Origin of the sequence: Psychrobacter sp. 1044, assembly GCF_904846525.1 — a bacterium.
In the GTDB taxonomy this organism is placed as follows: domain Bacteria; phylum Pseudomonadota; class Gammaproteobacteria; order Pseudomonadales; family Moraxellaceae; genus Psychrobacter.
This window is the reverse complement of the sequence record NZ_CAJHAZ010000009.1, coordinates 16,576-30,965: the sequence shown is the minus strand read 5'-3', so window position 1 is coordinate 30,965 and position 14,390 is coordinate 16,576. Positions and strand designations below refer to the sequence as shown.

The window sequence follows — 14,390 nt, the reverse complement described above, 5'->3', positions numbered from 1 at the left end:
GCTGTATAGTGACTGACGCATGCTCTATAGTGGCTGATGCATAATGCACTGATGATAAAAAGTAGAGAGAATAGTTTAACAAGTTTAATAAAACAAAACATCACATTAAAAACTTTTAACTGGATTAACGATAGAATTCGCGTATAGTTTGTCAGGTAGCCCAAAGCAGTAAAGGCTTAATAGAAACAATCATACCAAGAAATTTCAATTAACTTAACTATCAATCAACTATAAAGGAGCCAATCATGGCGTCTATTATCAATCAAGAAATCCCAGAATTTTCAGCTGATGCGTACGTTAATGGTGAATTCAAAACCATCACTTCAGAAGATGTAAAAGGCAACTGGGCAATATTTTTATTCTACCCAGCTGACTTTACCTTTGTTTGCCCAACTGAACTTGAAGACATGGCGGCTCATTATGACGAGCTTAAAGGTTTGGGCGTAGAAGTATACTCAGTATCTACTGATACTCATTTCACGCATAAAGCATGGCATGACTCTTCAGAAGCGATCGGTAAAGTACAATACCCAATGATCGGTGATCCTACTGGCCGTATCACTCGTGGCTTTAACGTCATGATCGAAGAAGCAGGTTTGGCTGAACGCGGTACATTCCTAGTTGATCCAGACGGCTTGATTCAAGTTGCTGAGATTCATGCTGGTGGTATTGGCCGTAGTGCAAAAGACATGCTACGTAAAGTGAAAGCAGCTCAATATGTTCGTGAAAACGATGGCGAAGTTTGCCCTGCCGCTTGGGAAGCTGGTCAAGAAACGTTAAAACCAAGTCTTGATCTTGTTGGTAAAATCTAACTCTTGATTTAACGAACTGGCTCAATACTTTAGATATTTGTAGTGCTGTATATCCTACTTTGAGTTAAATCAGCATTATAAATGAAGACCCCATCAGCATAAGTTGATGGGGTCTTTTTATGTTATTTATCAATAAATGTTTTTATTCATGCATCGTGATAATAAGTGAAGCGCTAAGCATGAGATTGTAGTTTATTTTTATCAATTATCTTATAAATCTCATCTTTTAAATGCAGTTTTCGTCGTTTCATCAGTTCAATTTCTTCATCGCGACTGGTGTGTGTCACCAAGTTTTTATCCAACTGATTAATCTGCTGATCTAGCTGGGTATGCTCATCAAAGATCGTCGCAAAATGACTATCTTTTAGCTTAAGCTCAGCAATAATGTCTTTGTTATCTTGCCATGTATCAGTCTTTCTCATGTTGTCATCCTTGTTATGAAGCGCAAGCTTGTAGTAAGCATCCGCGCATGGTCGTAAGATTGTTTTGATGAATTGCTATGATTTTGAGACTTGATTTTATTAAGCCAAAACACTATTTAGCTCAATATGGATAAGACCTAATAGTAGCAGAAAGCTTCTTTGATAAACTTGCATAAAAGACAATCTGCAACGAGGAAAATAAGAGTTTTTCCTATTAACCTCATTTGATTGTAGCGAAAAAACAGCCTTGTTACCATGAGAATAATCTACATATAGATTAAAATTTAATTATAAATAATAATTAATGATTGGTTTTATAAAACATAAGGTTTGAGTTTCTCAGCTTGCCGAAACCCTCACAACCTATGATAATAGAGACATCAAAGGGCATAAACTTATGGCCTATAATATTTTAGATAAAATTATTAATACTAAATAGTCTATATTTGAACGAGCAACATGACAGTTGCCGTTACATATCCAGTAATAATGAGGAACAAACATGATAGATAAAAGTTTATTAGATGCCATCAAAAGTTACAGTGAAAAAATGACTCGTCCAATTACCTTCGTATTGGGTAGTGGCGAACATAGTAAGCGTGCTGAGTTGATTAATTTTTTGACTAAAATCGCTGGCACCACAGATAAAATCAATTTTGATGCAACAGCAACTGATGACAGCTTACCAAGTCCAATTAGCTTTAAAGTGGTTAGTCATGTCGATGGTGCATTGACTGATACGGGTATTGTTTTTAGTGGTATCCCTGGTGGTCATGAATTTACTTCGTTGATTTTGGCTATTTTGCAAGCCGGTGGTCATACGCTAAAATTGGATGAAAGTATTCAAAAGCTGATTAAGCGTTTTAATAAGCCACTACAGTTTCAAACTTACGTGTCGCTATCTTGCCACAGTTGCCCAGAAGTGGTACAAGCGCTCAACCAGTTTGCACTATTGAATGATGGTATTAGCAACGAGATGATTGATGGTGCTCTATTCCAAGAGCAGGTTGATGCTAATAACATCCAAGGTGTACCAGCGGTATTCTTAAATGGTAAACCGTTTGCCAATGGTCTCATCGACACGGCCAAATTGATTGGAAAGTTGCAAGAGCAATTTCCTGACTTGTTAGCAGAAGCTGATGACGATGCTGAGCAGTTAGAGCAGCAAGATGTGACGATTATTGGTGCAGGTCCAGCTGGCGTTGCCGCTGCGATTTATACCGCTCGTAAAGGCTTAAAAGTGACGATGGTTGCTGATCGTATCGGCGGACAGGTGAAAGACACGCAGGATATCGAAAACTTAATTTCTGTGCCTTTAACCACGGGTACTGAGCTATCAGCGAACTTTGAAAAGCATTTACGCGAATACGATATTACTTTAAAAGAGCACGTCAGCGTCAAAGAAATCAGTGAGACAGAAGATGAAAACTATCGCATTCATCTAAACACGGGTGAGACGTTTGAGACACGCAGTATTATCTTAGCGACGGGTGCTCAGTGGCGTAAACTTGGTGTTCCGGGTGAAGAAGAGAACATCGGTAAAGGTGTGGCTTTCTGTGCTCACTGTGATGGCCCATTCTTTAAGGGTAAAGACATTGCTGTCGTCGGTGGTGGTAACTCTGGTATCGAAGCGGCATTAGATCTTGCTGGTATCGTGAAGCATGTGACCGTGCTTGAGTTCGCGGATGATTTAAAAGCGGATCAGGTATTGATTAACAAAGCCAAAGAGAAAGCCAATATCGAATTTATCACTGGCGCAGCGACGCAAGAAATTAAAGCGACTGATGGTAAAGTGACTTCGATCGTTTATCAAGATCGCAGTACAGGTGATACTCATGAGCGTGACTTGGCAGGGGTGTTTGTACAGATCGGCTTAGTACCGAACTCTACGTTTGTCAAAGGCTTTGTTGATTTGAACCGTTTTGGCGAGATTGAGATTGATGAGCGCTGCCGTACTGATCGCAAAGGTATCTTTGCTTGTGGTGACGTGACCACTGTGCCATTTAAGCAAATTAATATTGCGATGGGTGAGGGTAGTAAAGCGGCGTTATCAGCGTTCGAGTACTTGGTTATGCAGTAAGTTATTTCACGCTAAATTTAGTCTAATAAGCCACCTCTTTTGAGGTGGTTTTTTTATGGGTGCTGATATACTACTTGTAAAAATTTATCAATTAACATATGTTCGTTAATATTTTATGAGAGCCTTAATAGTGAAAAATAAATATGCAGTTCGCAAAAATAGTCATTGGGTTAAATGTCTGGTTTTTATATCGTTTATATTTAGTGTAACCAATGCTTATGCAGGGCAAACCGTCGATGAGATTATTAAAGAATACTATCCTATCTATAATGAGGCTAAGCAGTGTCGAGGTATTATGGCTAATAATGGCTCATCAGATGGTGAAGGCGCACTTTATCAAAACGGTTACTGTATTAAAATTGATAGACAATTGAAGGTAGAAACTAGACAAGGCACAAGATTGTATGTATCGGTAACTGGCGACATAGGTTTTAATGAAGATGGTAGCGAAGCGTATGGAGTACACGTCTTTTCTGGTCTAGTAGGCATGTTTGTTCTAAAGCCACAAGGTTCAGGCTGGGAAGTATAATCTGCCAATCCAGCGATGAATGCAGGTGCTTCTGGTAAAGGTCTAAAAGACTGGAAGCTGATACAAGTTGCCCCTGATAAGTGGGGATTTATTAATATTCATAGTGACTCGCATTGGGTTCATTCAGGGTCAGCTTTTATTTTACTTACTCCAGACAAGAGTAATATTAGAAGAAGCTGGGTAGAAGCCAAGTATGAACATTCTAATGGAGGATCTGGGTCAGCAGGAGGTTGTAGCAATCCTGATGCCAGTACTTGTACACTTTTAAAGGCTAAGCTAGGCGTTGACGAGAAGACGATAATTAATGGTTTTTATCCATTAGAGATTACTCTAAACGGTTTTGAAGATGATAAGGTATATAAAAATCAAGTCTATCTTATTAAGTATCAACCCCGATTAGGGTATCAAGTACCTAATGATTATCCAATGAAAGATGTCAGTTTTTAAGTGTCGACTTTATTGTTTATATCGTAATGTACATCACGCTGCAGCTGTCGCAAAAAATAACCGTTAATCGTTTAGGAAAAGATAAAGTATGACAAACTTCAAACTATCACAAATAACTTTAAGCGTTGTTGGTGCGATTACGCTTATGAGCTTATCAAATGTTGCATCGGCAAAAAGCGTTAATGAGATTATTAAAGAATACTATCCTATCTATAATAAGGCTCAACAGTGCCAAGGTATCATTGCACCCTCAGGGCCTTATAATGGTTTAACTGGAGAACGGGAGTTTACGGGCTATTGTATTGAAATCGATAGACAACGAGTATTAGAGACTGATAAAGGTAAACGTTTATATATAGTGGTGAAAGGTAACGCTAGTTTTAATGAGGATGGTGAAGCGTTGGAGTATACCGACACTCGCTTTGACAGTGGTTTGGTCGGTATGCTTGTATTGAAACCACAAGGTAGTAGCTGGCAAGTAGAATCAGCAAATCCTACCATTAACGCTGGAAGTTTTGGTTTTGGTCTTTCTAAATGGCGTTTACAGAAGTTCGGACCGAATGCGTGGGGGTTTTTAAATAAGCATAGCAACGCAATCCAAGGGTACTACAACGATTACCTAGTCATATTAATACCCGATGGAGGAGGTATCAAAGAGAGTTGGATAGGCATGGATCATAACAACGAAGACGTTGGGAAATGTGAAGAGAATATGTCAGAGTGCGATAATACCAAAACTACTTTTGCCATCGATAGTCGTAAAACGGTTAATGGATTTTATCCTTTAGAAATAACACTCAATGGATTTGTGAAAGGCAAGAAATATCATAACGCTACTTATCGTATTCATTATCAAAAAAACAAAGGCTATATAGAGCCTAATGAATATCCTTTAAAAGATAATTATTAAGCTCGTTTTCAATGATTCACTTTTGGTCAGCCAACACCCCAACCACCGACAGTATCTCACCTGCTTCATCTTCTTTAATTACGCGAGTTTCTTTAAGTGCTGCCTCTCGCCAAGCTTGTATGTGAGGATTGTTTAACATCGTCTCACAATACTGTTTGGTCGTTGATTTCAATGCTATGTCAGAGGCATCGGCATACGTTTGCAAACGTAGAATAACTGGTGCAAAAAAAGCATCAGCAGCCGTAAATGAGCCAAACAAGTAGCTGTCCTTTGAGCGCTCTTTCAGGCAATCTTCGAATATTGTTTCTATACGCGCGATATCATTTAAGCAGGCATTGCTAGGTTGTATTTTTGCTTTAGCTCGAATGTTCATCGGCATCTCACTACGAATACCTATGAACCCTGAGTGCATCTCAGCGACGATGCTTTGGCAATAAGCGCTGTTTATTCTGTTGCTGGTATTGTTCTTAGCATCAGACTTCTTAAATCCTGTCCAAAGATCTAATTCTGTCAAATAATCATTGGCGTGAATGGCTATCGCTAAAGTATCCCAGACCGTGACTTTTTCATCACCTTCACCATAGACCAAAACTGGCACTTTGCCTGTTGGCGCATGCTCATTGAGAATGGGTGTCGCTGATGGATGAAACAGCTCAATCAGTTGCTCATTGAAGTCAACATTAAAGGCTTTGAGTAATAGCCAAGCTCGTAATGACCAAGAGGAATAGTTTTTATTACCGATGATGAGTAGCAGTTTTTGCATCATGAAATCCTATCAAATTATATAAATAAAATTTGATTATGTACCCAATGCTGAAAATTGACCAGTCTATAGTTTAGTAATTCCAATAAAAAACGCCCATCCAAAATTTGGACGGGCGTTTTTTCAGCAGTAGCGATTATATTTAAACCACTATCAGTCGTCTAATAAATCCATACGCTTAGCCGCTTCGTAGATACCCGTTGAGCGGTTGCCAGTACGGCAAAAAATTAGCATTGGCTGTTCAGCTTGATTGAAGAAATCAGCAAATTCTTCGACATGGTTTTGATTAAGCTCACTACCAGCGAAAGACACTTCTTTATAAGCAAGACCTGCTTTTTTAGCAGCAGCTTCAATCTCAGCGCTGGTCGGTTGGTTCGGCTCTTCACCATCTGGACGGTTGTTAATAATGGTTTTAAAACCATTTTCAGCAATCATAGGTACTTGATCAGGGGTGATTTGTCCAGTAATACTAATTTGATGGCTCATAAGAGCTCCTTTTTATTTTTTATACTAAATAAAGTGTGTGGCGTAAGATACAGAATCTTAGCCTAATCTTAATAGGCAACTTTCTAAAGAGACCGTATGTAAGCATTATCGATTTTTTATAGTAACGGTTATAACAAACCTTGCATCAATGCGCTTTGATATAACAATTTAGCACGTGCACCTGTCCCGCAAAACATCAATATCGGTTTAGGCATCGAGCGATAAAACGCCGCAAATTGCTCGACAGTCGCCATGCTCAAGCGCTCATCATCAAAGGGTAAATGATGATAAGTAAGGTTGGCTTTTGCCGTGGCACTGGTAAAGTCGCCGCTATTGGGCTGCGTTTCTGTCTCGGCATCAGGACGAATATTGAGCACGGAGCGGTAGCCAAGCTCAGCAATCTTGGTGCATTGGCTTGGATAAATTTGCTTATAAATAGTTAAATTATCGGTCATAAGTCGTTTCGGTCGCGTATATTAAAAGACGTTTGGAGGTATCGTATTGTAGCTAAGCGCCATTGTATAAAGGCTGTACTTTAGGTATCTCTTCTAAAGGCTGTATTTTTTAAGGGCTTATACCAATTTAGCATAACACAGCTTTTATCATATCTATATTTTGTCACAGCATAATAATAATTATGCTTGATTGAGCAACATATGTCTCACAGACCGATTAGATATCTGTTAGCGCATTTACCGCATCCATCGTGCTTAAATAAACTTGACCTGAGAGGGTGGTAATGACCGGAGTATGCTCGATGATGTCCATTACTGGTCCTTTAATAAAGCTAAAGTTTAAATGTTTATTTTGGTTCAACAGCTCTTGATTAAGACTGATAAGCATCTCTTGTCCGGTCAGGTCAATGTGATTGACTGCTGACATGATGAGTATGACCTCATGCGCTTCTGGATATTGCTGAGTGGCTTGTATGACCCTACGATGGACGGATTCACTATTGCCAAAAAATAAGCTCTCATCGATACGCAGCATCAATAAATTGCTAAAGGTCACCACATCGTGACGGTTTATATTGCGAAAATGCCCTGTGCCAGCTAGCTGCCCAACCACAGCGACGTGCGGTTTACTCGATTGCCAAATGAGGCTAGCAAACGACACCATCAAACCAATCACCAAGCCAGTATTTAATCCAAATATCAGCACACCAACGAATGCCGCCAAAAAGCTGGCCGCATCTAGACGGTCGCGTTGCCATGCCGATTTCAAGGTTGCCATATCAATGAGACCGATGATCGATGCCATGATGGTTGCGCCCAATAAAGCGTAGGGCAATGGTGCGAGTACATTGCCAAAAGCGATTAAAGCAGCAATCATGACCAGCACAGTTACTAAACTTGCAACTGGTGTTTTGGCACCTGAGTCGGCATTGATAGCGGTGCGCGAAAAGCCACCAGCGACGGTAAAGCCTTGAAAAAAGCCACCCGCCATATTGGCAAGTCCCAGTCCAGTCAGCTCACTATTGGCGTTAAAAGCCTCACCGCGCAGGCGTGCATAGTTGCTGGCGACGGAGCTGCTAGAGACAAAGATAATCAATGCCATCAAACCTGCGCTAGGTAATAGATTCAGCGCTTCATCGAAGTCTGGTGCATAGGGCAGGGTAAAGGTTGGTAAGCCTTGTGGAATACTCCCAATCGTCGCCACGCCGTTCGTTGTCCAGTGTAAGCTGATGCTCAAAACAATCGCAATACCGAGCAAAATAAGCGGAAATAGTCGCTCAGCCCATTTGGCATAAGACACTGATAACCAAGATTTCCATAGCCATTTGCTACCGTAGCGATTGGCCACCAACAGTGCAAAAGCAATGACGCCAATAACTAAGGTTAGCGGGTGTAGCTGGCGCGCATACATTTGCATGCTTGATAGATAACCGATTAAGTTATTTCCAGCAATAGGAATCGCGGTCAGGTATTTAAGCTGACTGACAAAAATCAATACGGCTGCACCACTGATAAAGCCTGCTGAAACGCCGCGACTGATAAACTGCATAATCCAGCCAAGCTTGAGCCGCCCTGCTAGCCATAACATCGTACCAACCATCAATGATAGCAAACTTGCCATCAATATATATTGCTGAGTGCCCTCTGTAGCATAAGGGTGCAGGCTGCTGGCTGTCATAATCGCAGTAATAGCGACAGGCCCTACTGCTTGCACATTACTCGAGCCTATCCATGCATAGACCAGCACGGGAACGATGGCCGCGTAGAGCCCATAGACGGGTGGCAATCCTGCCAATACCGCATAACCTAAGCTTTGCGGAATGACGAGCACCCCAACCACCAACCCAGCAACAACGTCAGTTGGCAAGGCAGACAGCTGGTATTGACGCAACCAAGCAGGAATCAGACGAGCGGTGATAGAAGGCATAGCAATATGTCATCACAATATATATTCAATCCTATATAAATCAGATACGGTGTCAGGCTCGCTTAGTCTACTATTTGTAGTACTTTCGCGTGCCTTCCTTGTATCTAAACTATATTGAACCGACTATAGTAGAAAAAATTGAATAAAAGAAAAGGTTAAATACAGCTAAGCGCTAAATTCATAAAGTTATGCTGAAAAATGACGCTAACAAGTGATGCTAAAAACTCAAGCCAACAAACTAGCTGTCGGTTTTGGCACAAAAGCGTTCATACAACAAATGTAACACCGCCAAGGCATCGTCGCTGGCAATACTATAATAAATTTGCTTGCCTTCGCGGCGGGTCGTCACCAGCGCATCTTTGCGCAGAATACCAAGCTGCTGTGACAAGCTTGGCTGACCAACACCGACTAAGCTTTCGAGCTCGCTGACGCAATATTCTCCTTGAGTCAACTGACATAATAGTAATAAGCGATCAGGATGTGAAAGCGACTTTAATAGTTGGCTGGCTTGCATGGACGCTTGCTGCATTTGCTCAGCAAGGTCTTTAGGGGCAAAGTCTGCTACGCTAGATGACGCATCATCAATGCTAGTAGTCGAGGTGCTCAATGCTGAAGTAGAAGTAGTCAGAGCAAGCTCCTTATATAAGACATAATAAAAAATTTAGGATTAATAGCTAAGATAGGATTAATTATCAATGATATTGCCACGGATAGCAAGTTATCATTATTTACATTATATAAATTGATAAAATGTTAAATCGTTGCTATATTGGTATGCATCGTTGATAAATATGTGGCGGTCAATACGATAAGCTGAAGCCGGTGCATATTATACTGAACAATTTATCAAAAAATAAAATATTCATCTAAAAGCAAAGAGGTAGCCATGCAAGTTCATTCATTCTTACATAGCGACACAGAAACTTATACTCACGTACTCGCGGACGTTCAACAACAAGTCTGTGCCATCATCGATCCTGTGTTGGATTTTGATGCTAAGTCAGGGCGCACGAGTACTACTAGCGTCGATGAGGTGATAGGGTTCGTCCGCGAGCATGGTTGGGAGCTGGTTTACATCATAGAGACTCATGCGCATGCTGACCATATATCCGCCGCGATACATGTCAAAGACACACTTGGCGGGCAGTTGGTAATCGGTCAACATATCACCGAAGTGCAAAAAATATTTAAGCAAATATTCAACTTTGATACCAGCTTTCGCACCGATGCCAGCCAGTTCGATATTCTAACGGATGAGGGCGATACTTTGGTGCTTGGCAATATTACTATTACGGTCATGTATGTACCAGGTCATACGCCCGCAGATATGGCCTATATTGCGACTGATGATGAAAAGACCGTGGTCTTTGTTGGTGATACTTTATTTGCTCCTGATGTCGGGACGGCTCGCTGTGACTTTCCAGGTGGGGATGCCAAGACGCTGTACCACTCAATCAAGAAGCTCCTTGCGCTCCCTGAAGATACGATAATATATCTGTGCCATGATTATCCAAGCAAGGGTCGTCAGCACTGTCCAACCACGACTGTCGCTGCACAGAAACTGGGCAATATCCATGTCAAAGATGGCATCAATGAAGCAGAGTTTGTGCAAATGCGTGAGCGCCGCGATGCCACTCTTGACATGCCGCGTCTCATTATTCCATCGGTACAAGTAAACATCGATGCAGGTCATTTCCCAGAGCCAGAAGACAATGGTACCCGTTATCTCAAAGTACCGATTAATGTACTTGGGCAATAAGACAGATATCAGGATAAGTAGACATCAGAAGAAGCAAACATTATAAACATGCATAACGTTACGTAAGCACAATACGAGTATAAGCCATCATAATGCTAGGGCGTGTCTTCAATTCACTCAATAGTCATCTAAATGGGCTAAAAATGGATAAATATTGCCAAACATCGTCAAATAGCTTGTTAATATCCCGATATTATCTACGCTATTTTTCTTGTTTGACGGCAATTTATCTCATTTTTATCTCCATTTTTGAAATGAAGACACGCCCTAGTCTTTACCGTAAACACATGGCTATATTACTCCTCTACCATTAAGCCTTCACACTTAAGGATTGAACCATGGAAATTAATATCGGCAGTACTGAGCGTTTACTACGTATTATCGCGGGTGTCGTGATTATCGGCTTGGGTTTGTATTTTCAAAGCTGGTGGGGTGTGATTGGCTTAGTGCCTTTACTCACAGGACTCTTCCGCTTTTGCCCTTTGTATAAAATGCTTGGGATGAATACCTGCAAGCGTTAAATAGTCGCTAGATTTATTGTCATAAATACATAATCAGGCATGGGTATTGGATACTTTGATTGACCAATACCCATGCTACTTGTATAGGAGTCTTATAATGAGTGAGCAAAACTCTCATCTGGTCTGCCCACATTGTCAGGCAACCAACCGCATACCAGCAGCCAAACTTAGTGCTGCGCCAAATTGCGGCAAATGTGGTCAGCCGTTATTAAAGGGGAGTCCTCATGAACTAAATGCCCAAACGGTTCGTAAAGTCATTCAAAAAAATGAGGTCTTGACCATAGTTGATTTTTGGGCGAGTTGGTGCCAGCCGTGTCTAATGATGGCACCGCAGTTCAAAGCCGCAGCGGCGCAACTGCCACAAGTGGTTTTTGCCAAAATACAAACCGATAAATATGAGCAAGCGGCGGCACCTTATAATATTCGCAGTTTGCCAACCATGGTGGCTTTCAAAAATGGTATAGAGATAGCACGGCAGTCAGGTGCGTTACCTAATGATCAAATTGTTCAGTGGGTACAAAGCTTACATTCTTGAGTTTTAACGGATTATGATTATAAAAAAGCCAGTATGCTTATTGCATGCTGGCTTTTTTATAACAAATACTATCTAAAGTCATCAAAGGATTGAACAGTTAAATATTACTTATCAAACTTAACTTATTAAATATAATCTATTAAACATAACCTATCATACATTACTCGCCATAAATCTTGACACCATTGGCAAAGCTACAACGCTGAATGCGGGCGGATTGAATGATGGCATCACGCTCGCCATAGAGTCGTGATAATTTTGCATCGCGCGCCTTAGTATTGTTGCTTTTGCCAACGCCAAAACTAATATTAGGGGAGATGCCCCAACGTCCCGCAGAAACCCCAACCCCGACACCTGAGGCGGATAAAGTTGATTGCTCGTTGCGCGCCGCATCGACATAGCGATTGACGCGGGTATATTCTTGACTAAGGGCTTGGCAATCGTAACTTTGATACGTGCTTGGCGGCACATATTGTGGCGTGACATTGCCCGTCGAGGCACAGCCTGAGAGACCAAAAAAGCCAGCTGTCGCCAGTAGTGTCGCTGCAGTAAGAGTTTTCATAGTGGCTCCATTAGGCTAGGTTAAGGCGATTGTATTTATGTAAGATAGCAAAAATAATGGGATTAAGATATTGAAAATGTAGCAATTATTAAATATTTTCAATGCTAGTAATATAAGTATTTGTGCAATCAAAATGTTATATGTTTATTAAAATAAGTTACCAGGTTTAGCAAAGGCTAGTACCACAATGCCCACATATGCCGCTCCAGCAATAAGAATACCGGTCTTTCTTTGGCTAGATGTGGCGTTATTATTGAACGCTTTAATACTGGCACTGATAGCCGCAACGAGTAAGATTACTTTTGCAAACACCCATTGTATGGGTGCATTGGCACTCATCAGCTGCATTAGCATGACTGCCCCTGACACAATAATGAGGGCATAGAGAATGTGCGAAGAGATTTTGACCACGCGTGGCGCTTGCTTGTTTGAGCTTAATACCAAATAGCTCTGATATAAAAACAGGGCAATGAGCAATACAGCCATGAGCATGTGTAGATGTTTCATGAGATATTATTTCCTTTAAAGGTGCAGTTTCAGCGCTTACTGGTTACATATAATGATGGTATGGAAAACACTATCTTCGCAATAGTTTGTTATTAGCTCTTGTTTTGTCCAGCACATAACGGACTATCAGGGCTTTGACCTTGCCATTCTATTGGGGTGTAAGCATGAATCGCTAAAGCATGGATTTGACCACCTTGCGAGGTTAATAAGGAGTTTGCCAGTCCATATACAAGCTGATGCCGTGCGACCAATCTTTTGCCTTCAAAAGCATCACTAACAATCGTAAGCTTAAAATGGCTTTCTTTACCATCAAAATAACCAGAATGATTCATTGACTCATTCAACAATTCTATATGTTGCGGCTGCAACGCTTGTAGCTCAGCATTGAGCGCATCAGCAGTCGGTGTTTTACTCATAATAATCTTTCCATATATTTTGCCTAATAGTACTTGGCGGTATCATACTTAGCAATTTGTGAATTGCAAATAATGCCCATTATAGCAGACGCTATTAGCGGTAAAGCCTGCTATTAAGTTGCGTGTGCCTGTAAGCGATTACACTTTTGAGCTATCCTGTTTTTAAAAAATATAGCAATGAAAGATATTCTTTTTAACATACTGTCTTTAATGACGATACATAATAGCTGGTCATGGCAAGTAGCGGTACCTGTTAGCTATCAGCATAAAAAAAGCAGAGCACGATTGATAACCTGTACTCTGCTTTTATAAGTAACAATTATTATAAGTAACAGCCATTTACTCAAAGCATGAAATCTAACAATCTCGTTAGCGGCGCGCTTTTTGATAAAGCGGCATCACTTTAGGCATTAACGATTGCAATTGAGCAATACGATTGCTGCTGGTCGGGTGAGTGCTTAAGAACTGCGGTGGCTCACCTTGGCTTGCGCTTTGCATTTTCTGCCATAAGGTAACCGCTGCTTGCGGATTATAGCCAGCACGTGCCATTAACTCTAGACCAATCTGATCGGCTTCAGCTTCTTGTGTGCGACTGTGTGGACGGCTCAGCCCCAAATCCCCAGCAACGTTTGCTAGTTCAGCTTGACCTTGTGACAGTCCAAAGATGCTAGCAGCCACGCCGATACCAGTCTGCGTCGCATACTGACGCGATAGGCGCTCACGTGAGTGCTCACGCAGCGCATGTGACATCTCATGACCCATAATAGCCGCAATCTCGTCATCGGTGAGATTCAGGCGGTCAATGATACCCGAGTAAAACATGATTTTGCCACCCGGCACCACAAAGGCATTCAGCTCATTAGATTTGATCGTATGAACTTCCCATTGCCATTTCGCCGCATCTGGACGGTAGACGCCGACCTGACCGACCAAACGATTAGCGATGTTCTTTAAGCGATTAAGCTGAGCTTTATTGGTATCTAGTACGCCGCGCGCTTTTGCTTCTTGCAACGTTTTGGCATAACTCTGTGCAGACAGCTGCAAAACTTGCTCACTAGAAACCAGTAATAGCTGCTGACGGTCAACGCCAACGGCCCCAGTACTGGTGGTGCTAGTACAGCCTGTCAGGGCTAGTGCCGACAATGAAGCGGCCATCACGGTGCTGGTCAGTAATTTTTTCATAATAAACATCCTCGCTGTAAATGATAAAAAGTAAAATAGAACAAAGTGGCGGTTAATAACAAAGTGGCTGTTATCAA

18 protein-coding genes are annotated in these 14,390 nt (G+C 41.4%); 8 read left to right on the top strand and 10 right to left on the bottom strand.

Annotated elements, in window-relative coordinates; translation table 11 throughout:
- The first annotated feature begins 245 nt into the window (after positions 1–245).
- Positions 246–812, top strand: coding sequence for an alkyl hydroperoxide reductase subunit C (ahpC, locus tag JMX82_RS07735; RefSeq protein WP_045453533.1), 567 nt, complete (start codon positions 246–248; stop codon positions 810–812).
- A gap of 173 nt (positions 813–985) precedes the next feature.
- Here ahpC and JMX82_RS07730 read toward each other — a convergent pair whose 3' ends face one another.
- The gene (locus JMX82_RS07730; RefSeq protein ID WP_045444089.1) at positions 986–1,234 is read right to left on the bottom strand and encodes a YdcH family protein; all 249 of its coding nucleotides are present in this window, start codon (positions 1,232–1,234) and stop codon (positions 986–988) included.
- Between the two features lie 502 nt (positions 1,235–1,736).
- Here JMX82_RS07730 and ahpF point away from each other — a divergent pair.
- The 4 genes from ahpF to JMX82_RS07710 all read left to right on the top strand — a co-directional run bounded on the left by ahpF (position 1,737) and on the right by JMX82_RS07710 (position 5,200).
- On the top strand, positions 1,737–3,314 hold the full coding sequence (gene ahpF, locus JMX82_RS07725; RefSeq protein ID WP_201540102.1) for an alkyl hydroperoxide reductase subunit F: 1,578 nt from the start codon (positions 1,737–1,739) through the stop codon (positions 3,312–3,314).
- A 130-nt stretch (positions 3,315–3,444) separates the two neighbouring features.
- Positions 3,445–3,843, top strand: a complete 399-nt coding sequence (locus JMX82_RS07720) for a hypothetical protein (protein ID WP_201540101.1) — start codon at positions 3,445–3,447, stop codon at positions 3,841–3,843.
- A gap of 15 nt (positions 3,844–3,858) precedes the next feature.
- Positions 3,859–4,290: a hypothetical protein gene (locus tag JMX82_RS07715; RefSeq protein WP_201540100.1), complete on the top strand. Its 432-nt coding sequence runs from the start codon at positions 3,859–3,861 to the stop codon at positions 4,288–4,290.
- 88 nt (positions 4,291–4,378) lie between these two features.
- Positions 4,379–5,200: a hypothetical protein gene (locus tag JMX82_RS07710; RefSeq protein ID WP_201540099.1), complete on the top strand. Its 822-nt coding sequence runs from the start codon at positions 4,379–4,381 to the stop codon at positions 5,198–5,200.
- 16 nt (positions 5,201–5,216) lie between these two features.
- Here JMX82_RS07710 and JMX82_RS07705 read toward each other — a convergent pair whose 3' ends face one another.
- The 5 genes from JMX82_RS07705 to JMX82_RS07685 form a co-directional block, all read right to left on the bottom strand.
- Positions 5,217–5,963, bottom strand: a complete 747-nt coding sequence (locus tag JMX82_RS07705) for a glutathione S-transferase family protein (RefSeq protein WP_201540098.1) — start codon at positions 5,961–5,963, stop codon at positions 5,217–5,219.
- 153 nt (positions 5,964–6,116) lie between these two features.
- Positions 6,117–6,449, bottom strand: coding sequence for a TIGR01244 family sulfur transferase (locus JMX82_RS07700; protein WP_021813753.1), 333 nt, complete (start codon positions 6,447–6,449; stop codon positions 6,117–6,119).
- 128 nt (positions 6,450–6,577) lie between these two features.
- Positions 6,578–6,904 (bottom strand): beta-lactamase hydrolase domain-containing protein, encoded by a 327-nt coding sequence (locus JMX82_RS07695; protein WP_060491797.1) that lies wholly within the window; start codon positions 6,902–6,904, stop codon positions 6,578–6,580.
- A 217-nt stretch (positions 6,905–7,121) separates the two neighbouring features.
- Positions 7,122–8,831, bottom strand: coding sequence for a SulP family inorganic anion transporter (locus JMX82_RS07690; RefSeq protein ID WP_201540097.1), 1,710 nt, complete (start codon positions 8,829–8,831; stop codon positions 7,122–7,124).
- Positions 8,832–9,069: 238 nt separating this feature from the next.
- Entirely contained in the window at positions 9,070–9,438 is a 369-nt protein-coding gene (locus tag JMX82_RS07685; protein ID WP_319020723.1) for an ArsR/SmtB family transcription factor, read from the bottom strand.
- A 279-nt stretch (positions 9,439–9,717) separates the two neighbouring features.
- On the opposite strand from JMX82_RS07685, the gene JMX82_RS07680 reads away from it, so the two are divergent.
- The 3 genes from JMX82_RS07680 (at position 9,718) to trxC (ending at position 11,646) form a co-directional block, all read left to right on the top strand.
- A complete protein-coding gene (locus JMX82_RS07680) occupies positions 9,718–10,590 on the top strand; it encodes an MBL fold metallo-hydrolase (protein WP_198330187.1) in 873 nt (290 codons plus the stop codon).
- A 338-nt stretch (positions 10,591–10,928) separates the two neighbouring features.
- Positions 10,929–11,111 (top strand): DUF2892 domain-containing protein, encoded by a 183-nt coding sequence (locus tag JMX82_RS07675; protein ID WP_045444095.1) that lies wholly within the window; start codon positions 10,929–10,931, stop codon positions 11,109–11,111.
- Positions 11,112–11,208: 97 nt separating this feature from the next.
- Positions 11,209–11,646: a thioredoxin TrxC gene (trxC, locus tag JMX82_RS07670; protein WP_201540096.1), complete on the top strand. Its 438-nt coding sequence runs from the start codon at positions 11,209–11,211 to the stop codon at positions 11,644–11,646.
- Positions 11,647–11,806: 160 nt separating this feature from the next.
- On the opposite strand, the gene JMX82_RS07665 is transcribed toward trxC, so the two are convergent.
- The 4 genes from JMX82_RS07665 to JMX82_RS07650 all read right to left on the bottom strand — a co-directional run bounded on the left by JMX82_RS07665 (position 11,807) and on the right by JMX82_RS07650 (position 14,313).
- Entirely contained in the window at positions 11,807–12,208 is a 402-nt protein-coding gene (locus JMX82_RS07665) for a hypothetical protein (protein ID WP_201540095.1), read from the bottom strand.
- Between the two features lie 147 nt (positions 12,209–12,355).
- A complete protein-coding gene (locus tag JMX82_RS07660; RefSeq protein WP_060491792.1) occupies positions 12,356–12,715 on the bottom strand; it encodes a SirB2 family protein in 360 nt (119 codons plus the stop codon).
- Positions 12,716–12,807: 92 nt separating this feature from the next.
- Positions 12,808–13,131, bottom strand: coding sequence for a BolA family protein (locus JMX82_RS07655; RefSeq protein ID WP_201540094.1), 324 nt, complete (start codon positions 13,129–13,131; stop codon positions 12,808–12,810).
- 369 nt (positions 13,132–13,500) lie between these two features.
- Positions 13,501–14,313 carry a M48 family metallopeptidase gene (locus JMX82_RS07650; protein ID WP_045453551.1) on the bottom strand — a complete coding sequence of 271 codons (813 nt, stop codon included), beginning with the start codon at positions 14,311–14,313 and terminating at the stop codon, positions 13,501–13,503.
- Positions 14,314–14,390: the final 77 nt, after the last annotated feature.

Excerpts from the sequence above, each read along its gene's own strand:
- ahpC (WP_045453533.1), top strand. The coding sequence starts at position 246 with ATGGCGTCTATTATCAATCAAGAAATCCCAGAATTTTCAGCTGATGCG.
- JMX82_RS07730 (WP_045444089.1), bottom strand. The coding sequence starts at position 1,234 with ATGAGAAAGACTGATACATGGCAAGATAACAAAGACATTATTGCTGAG.
- ahpF (WP_201540102.1), top strand. The coding sequence starts at position 1,737 with ATGATAGATAAAAGTTTATTAGATGCCATCAAAAGTTACAGTGAAAAA.
- JMX82_RS07715 (WP_201540100.1), top strand. The coding sequence starts at position 3,859 with ATGAATGCAGGTGCTTCTGGTAAAGGTCTAAAAGACTGGAAGCTGATA.
- JMX82_RS07710 (WP_201540099.1), top strand. The coding sequence starts at position 4,379 with ATGACAAACTTCAAACTATCACAAATAACTTTAAGCGTTGTTGGTGCG.
- JMX82_RS07705 (WP_201540098.1), bottom strand. The coding sequence starts at position 5,963 with ATGCAAAAACTGCTACTCATCATCGGTAATAAAAACTATTCCTCTTGG.
- JMX82_RS07700 (WP_021813753.1), bottom strand. The coding sequence starts at position 6,449 with ATGAGCCATCAAATTAGTATTACTGGACAAATCACCCCTGATCAAGTA.
- JMX82_RS07695 (WP_060491797.1), bottom strand. The coding sequence starts at position 6,904 with ATGACCGATAATTTAACTATTTATAAGCAAATTTATCCAAGCCAATGC.
- JMX82_RS07690 (WP_201540097.1), bottom strand. The coding sequence starts at position 8,831 with ATGCCTTCTATCACCGCTCGTCTGATTCCTGCTTGGTTGCGTCAATAC.
- JMX82_RS07680 (WP_198330187.1), top strand. The coding sequence starts at position 9,718 with ATGCAAGTTCATTCATTCTTACATAGCGACACAGAAACTTATACTCAC.
- JMX82_RS07675 (WP_045444095.1), top strand. The coding sequence starts at position 10,929 with ATGGAAATTAATATCGGCAGTACTGAGCGTTTACTACGTATTATCGCG.
- trxC (WP_201540096.1), top strand. The coding sequence starts at position 11,209 with ATGAGTGAGCAAAACTCTCATCTGGTCTGCCCACATTGTCAGGCAACC.
- JMX82_RS07665 (WP_201540095.1), bottom strand. The coding sequence starts at position 12,208 with ATGAAAACTCTTACTGCAGCGACACTACTGGCGACAGCTGGCTTTTTT.
- JMX82_RS07660 (WP_060491792.1), bottom strand. The coding sequence starts at position 12,715 with ATGAAACATCTACACATGCTCATGGCTGTATTGCTCATTGCCCTGTTT.
- JMX82_RS07655 (WP_201540094.1), bottom strand. The coding sequence starts at position 13,131 with ATGAGTAAAACACCGACTGCTGATGCGCTCAATGCTGAGCTACAAGCG.
- JMX82_RS07650 (WP_045453551.1), bottom strand. The coding sequence starts at position 14,313 with ATGAAAAAATTACTGACCAGCACCGTGATGGCCGCTTCATTGTCGGCA.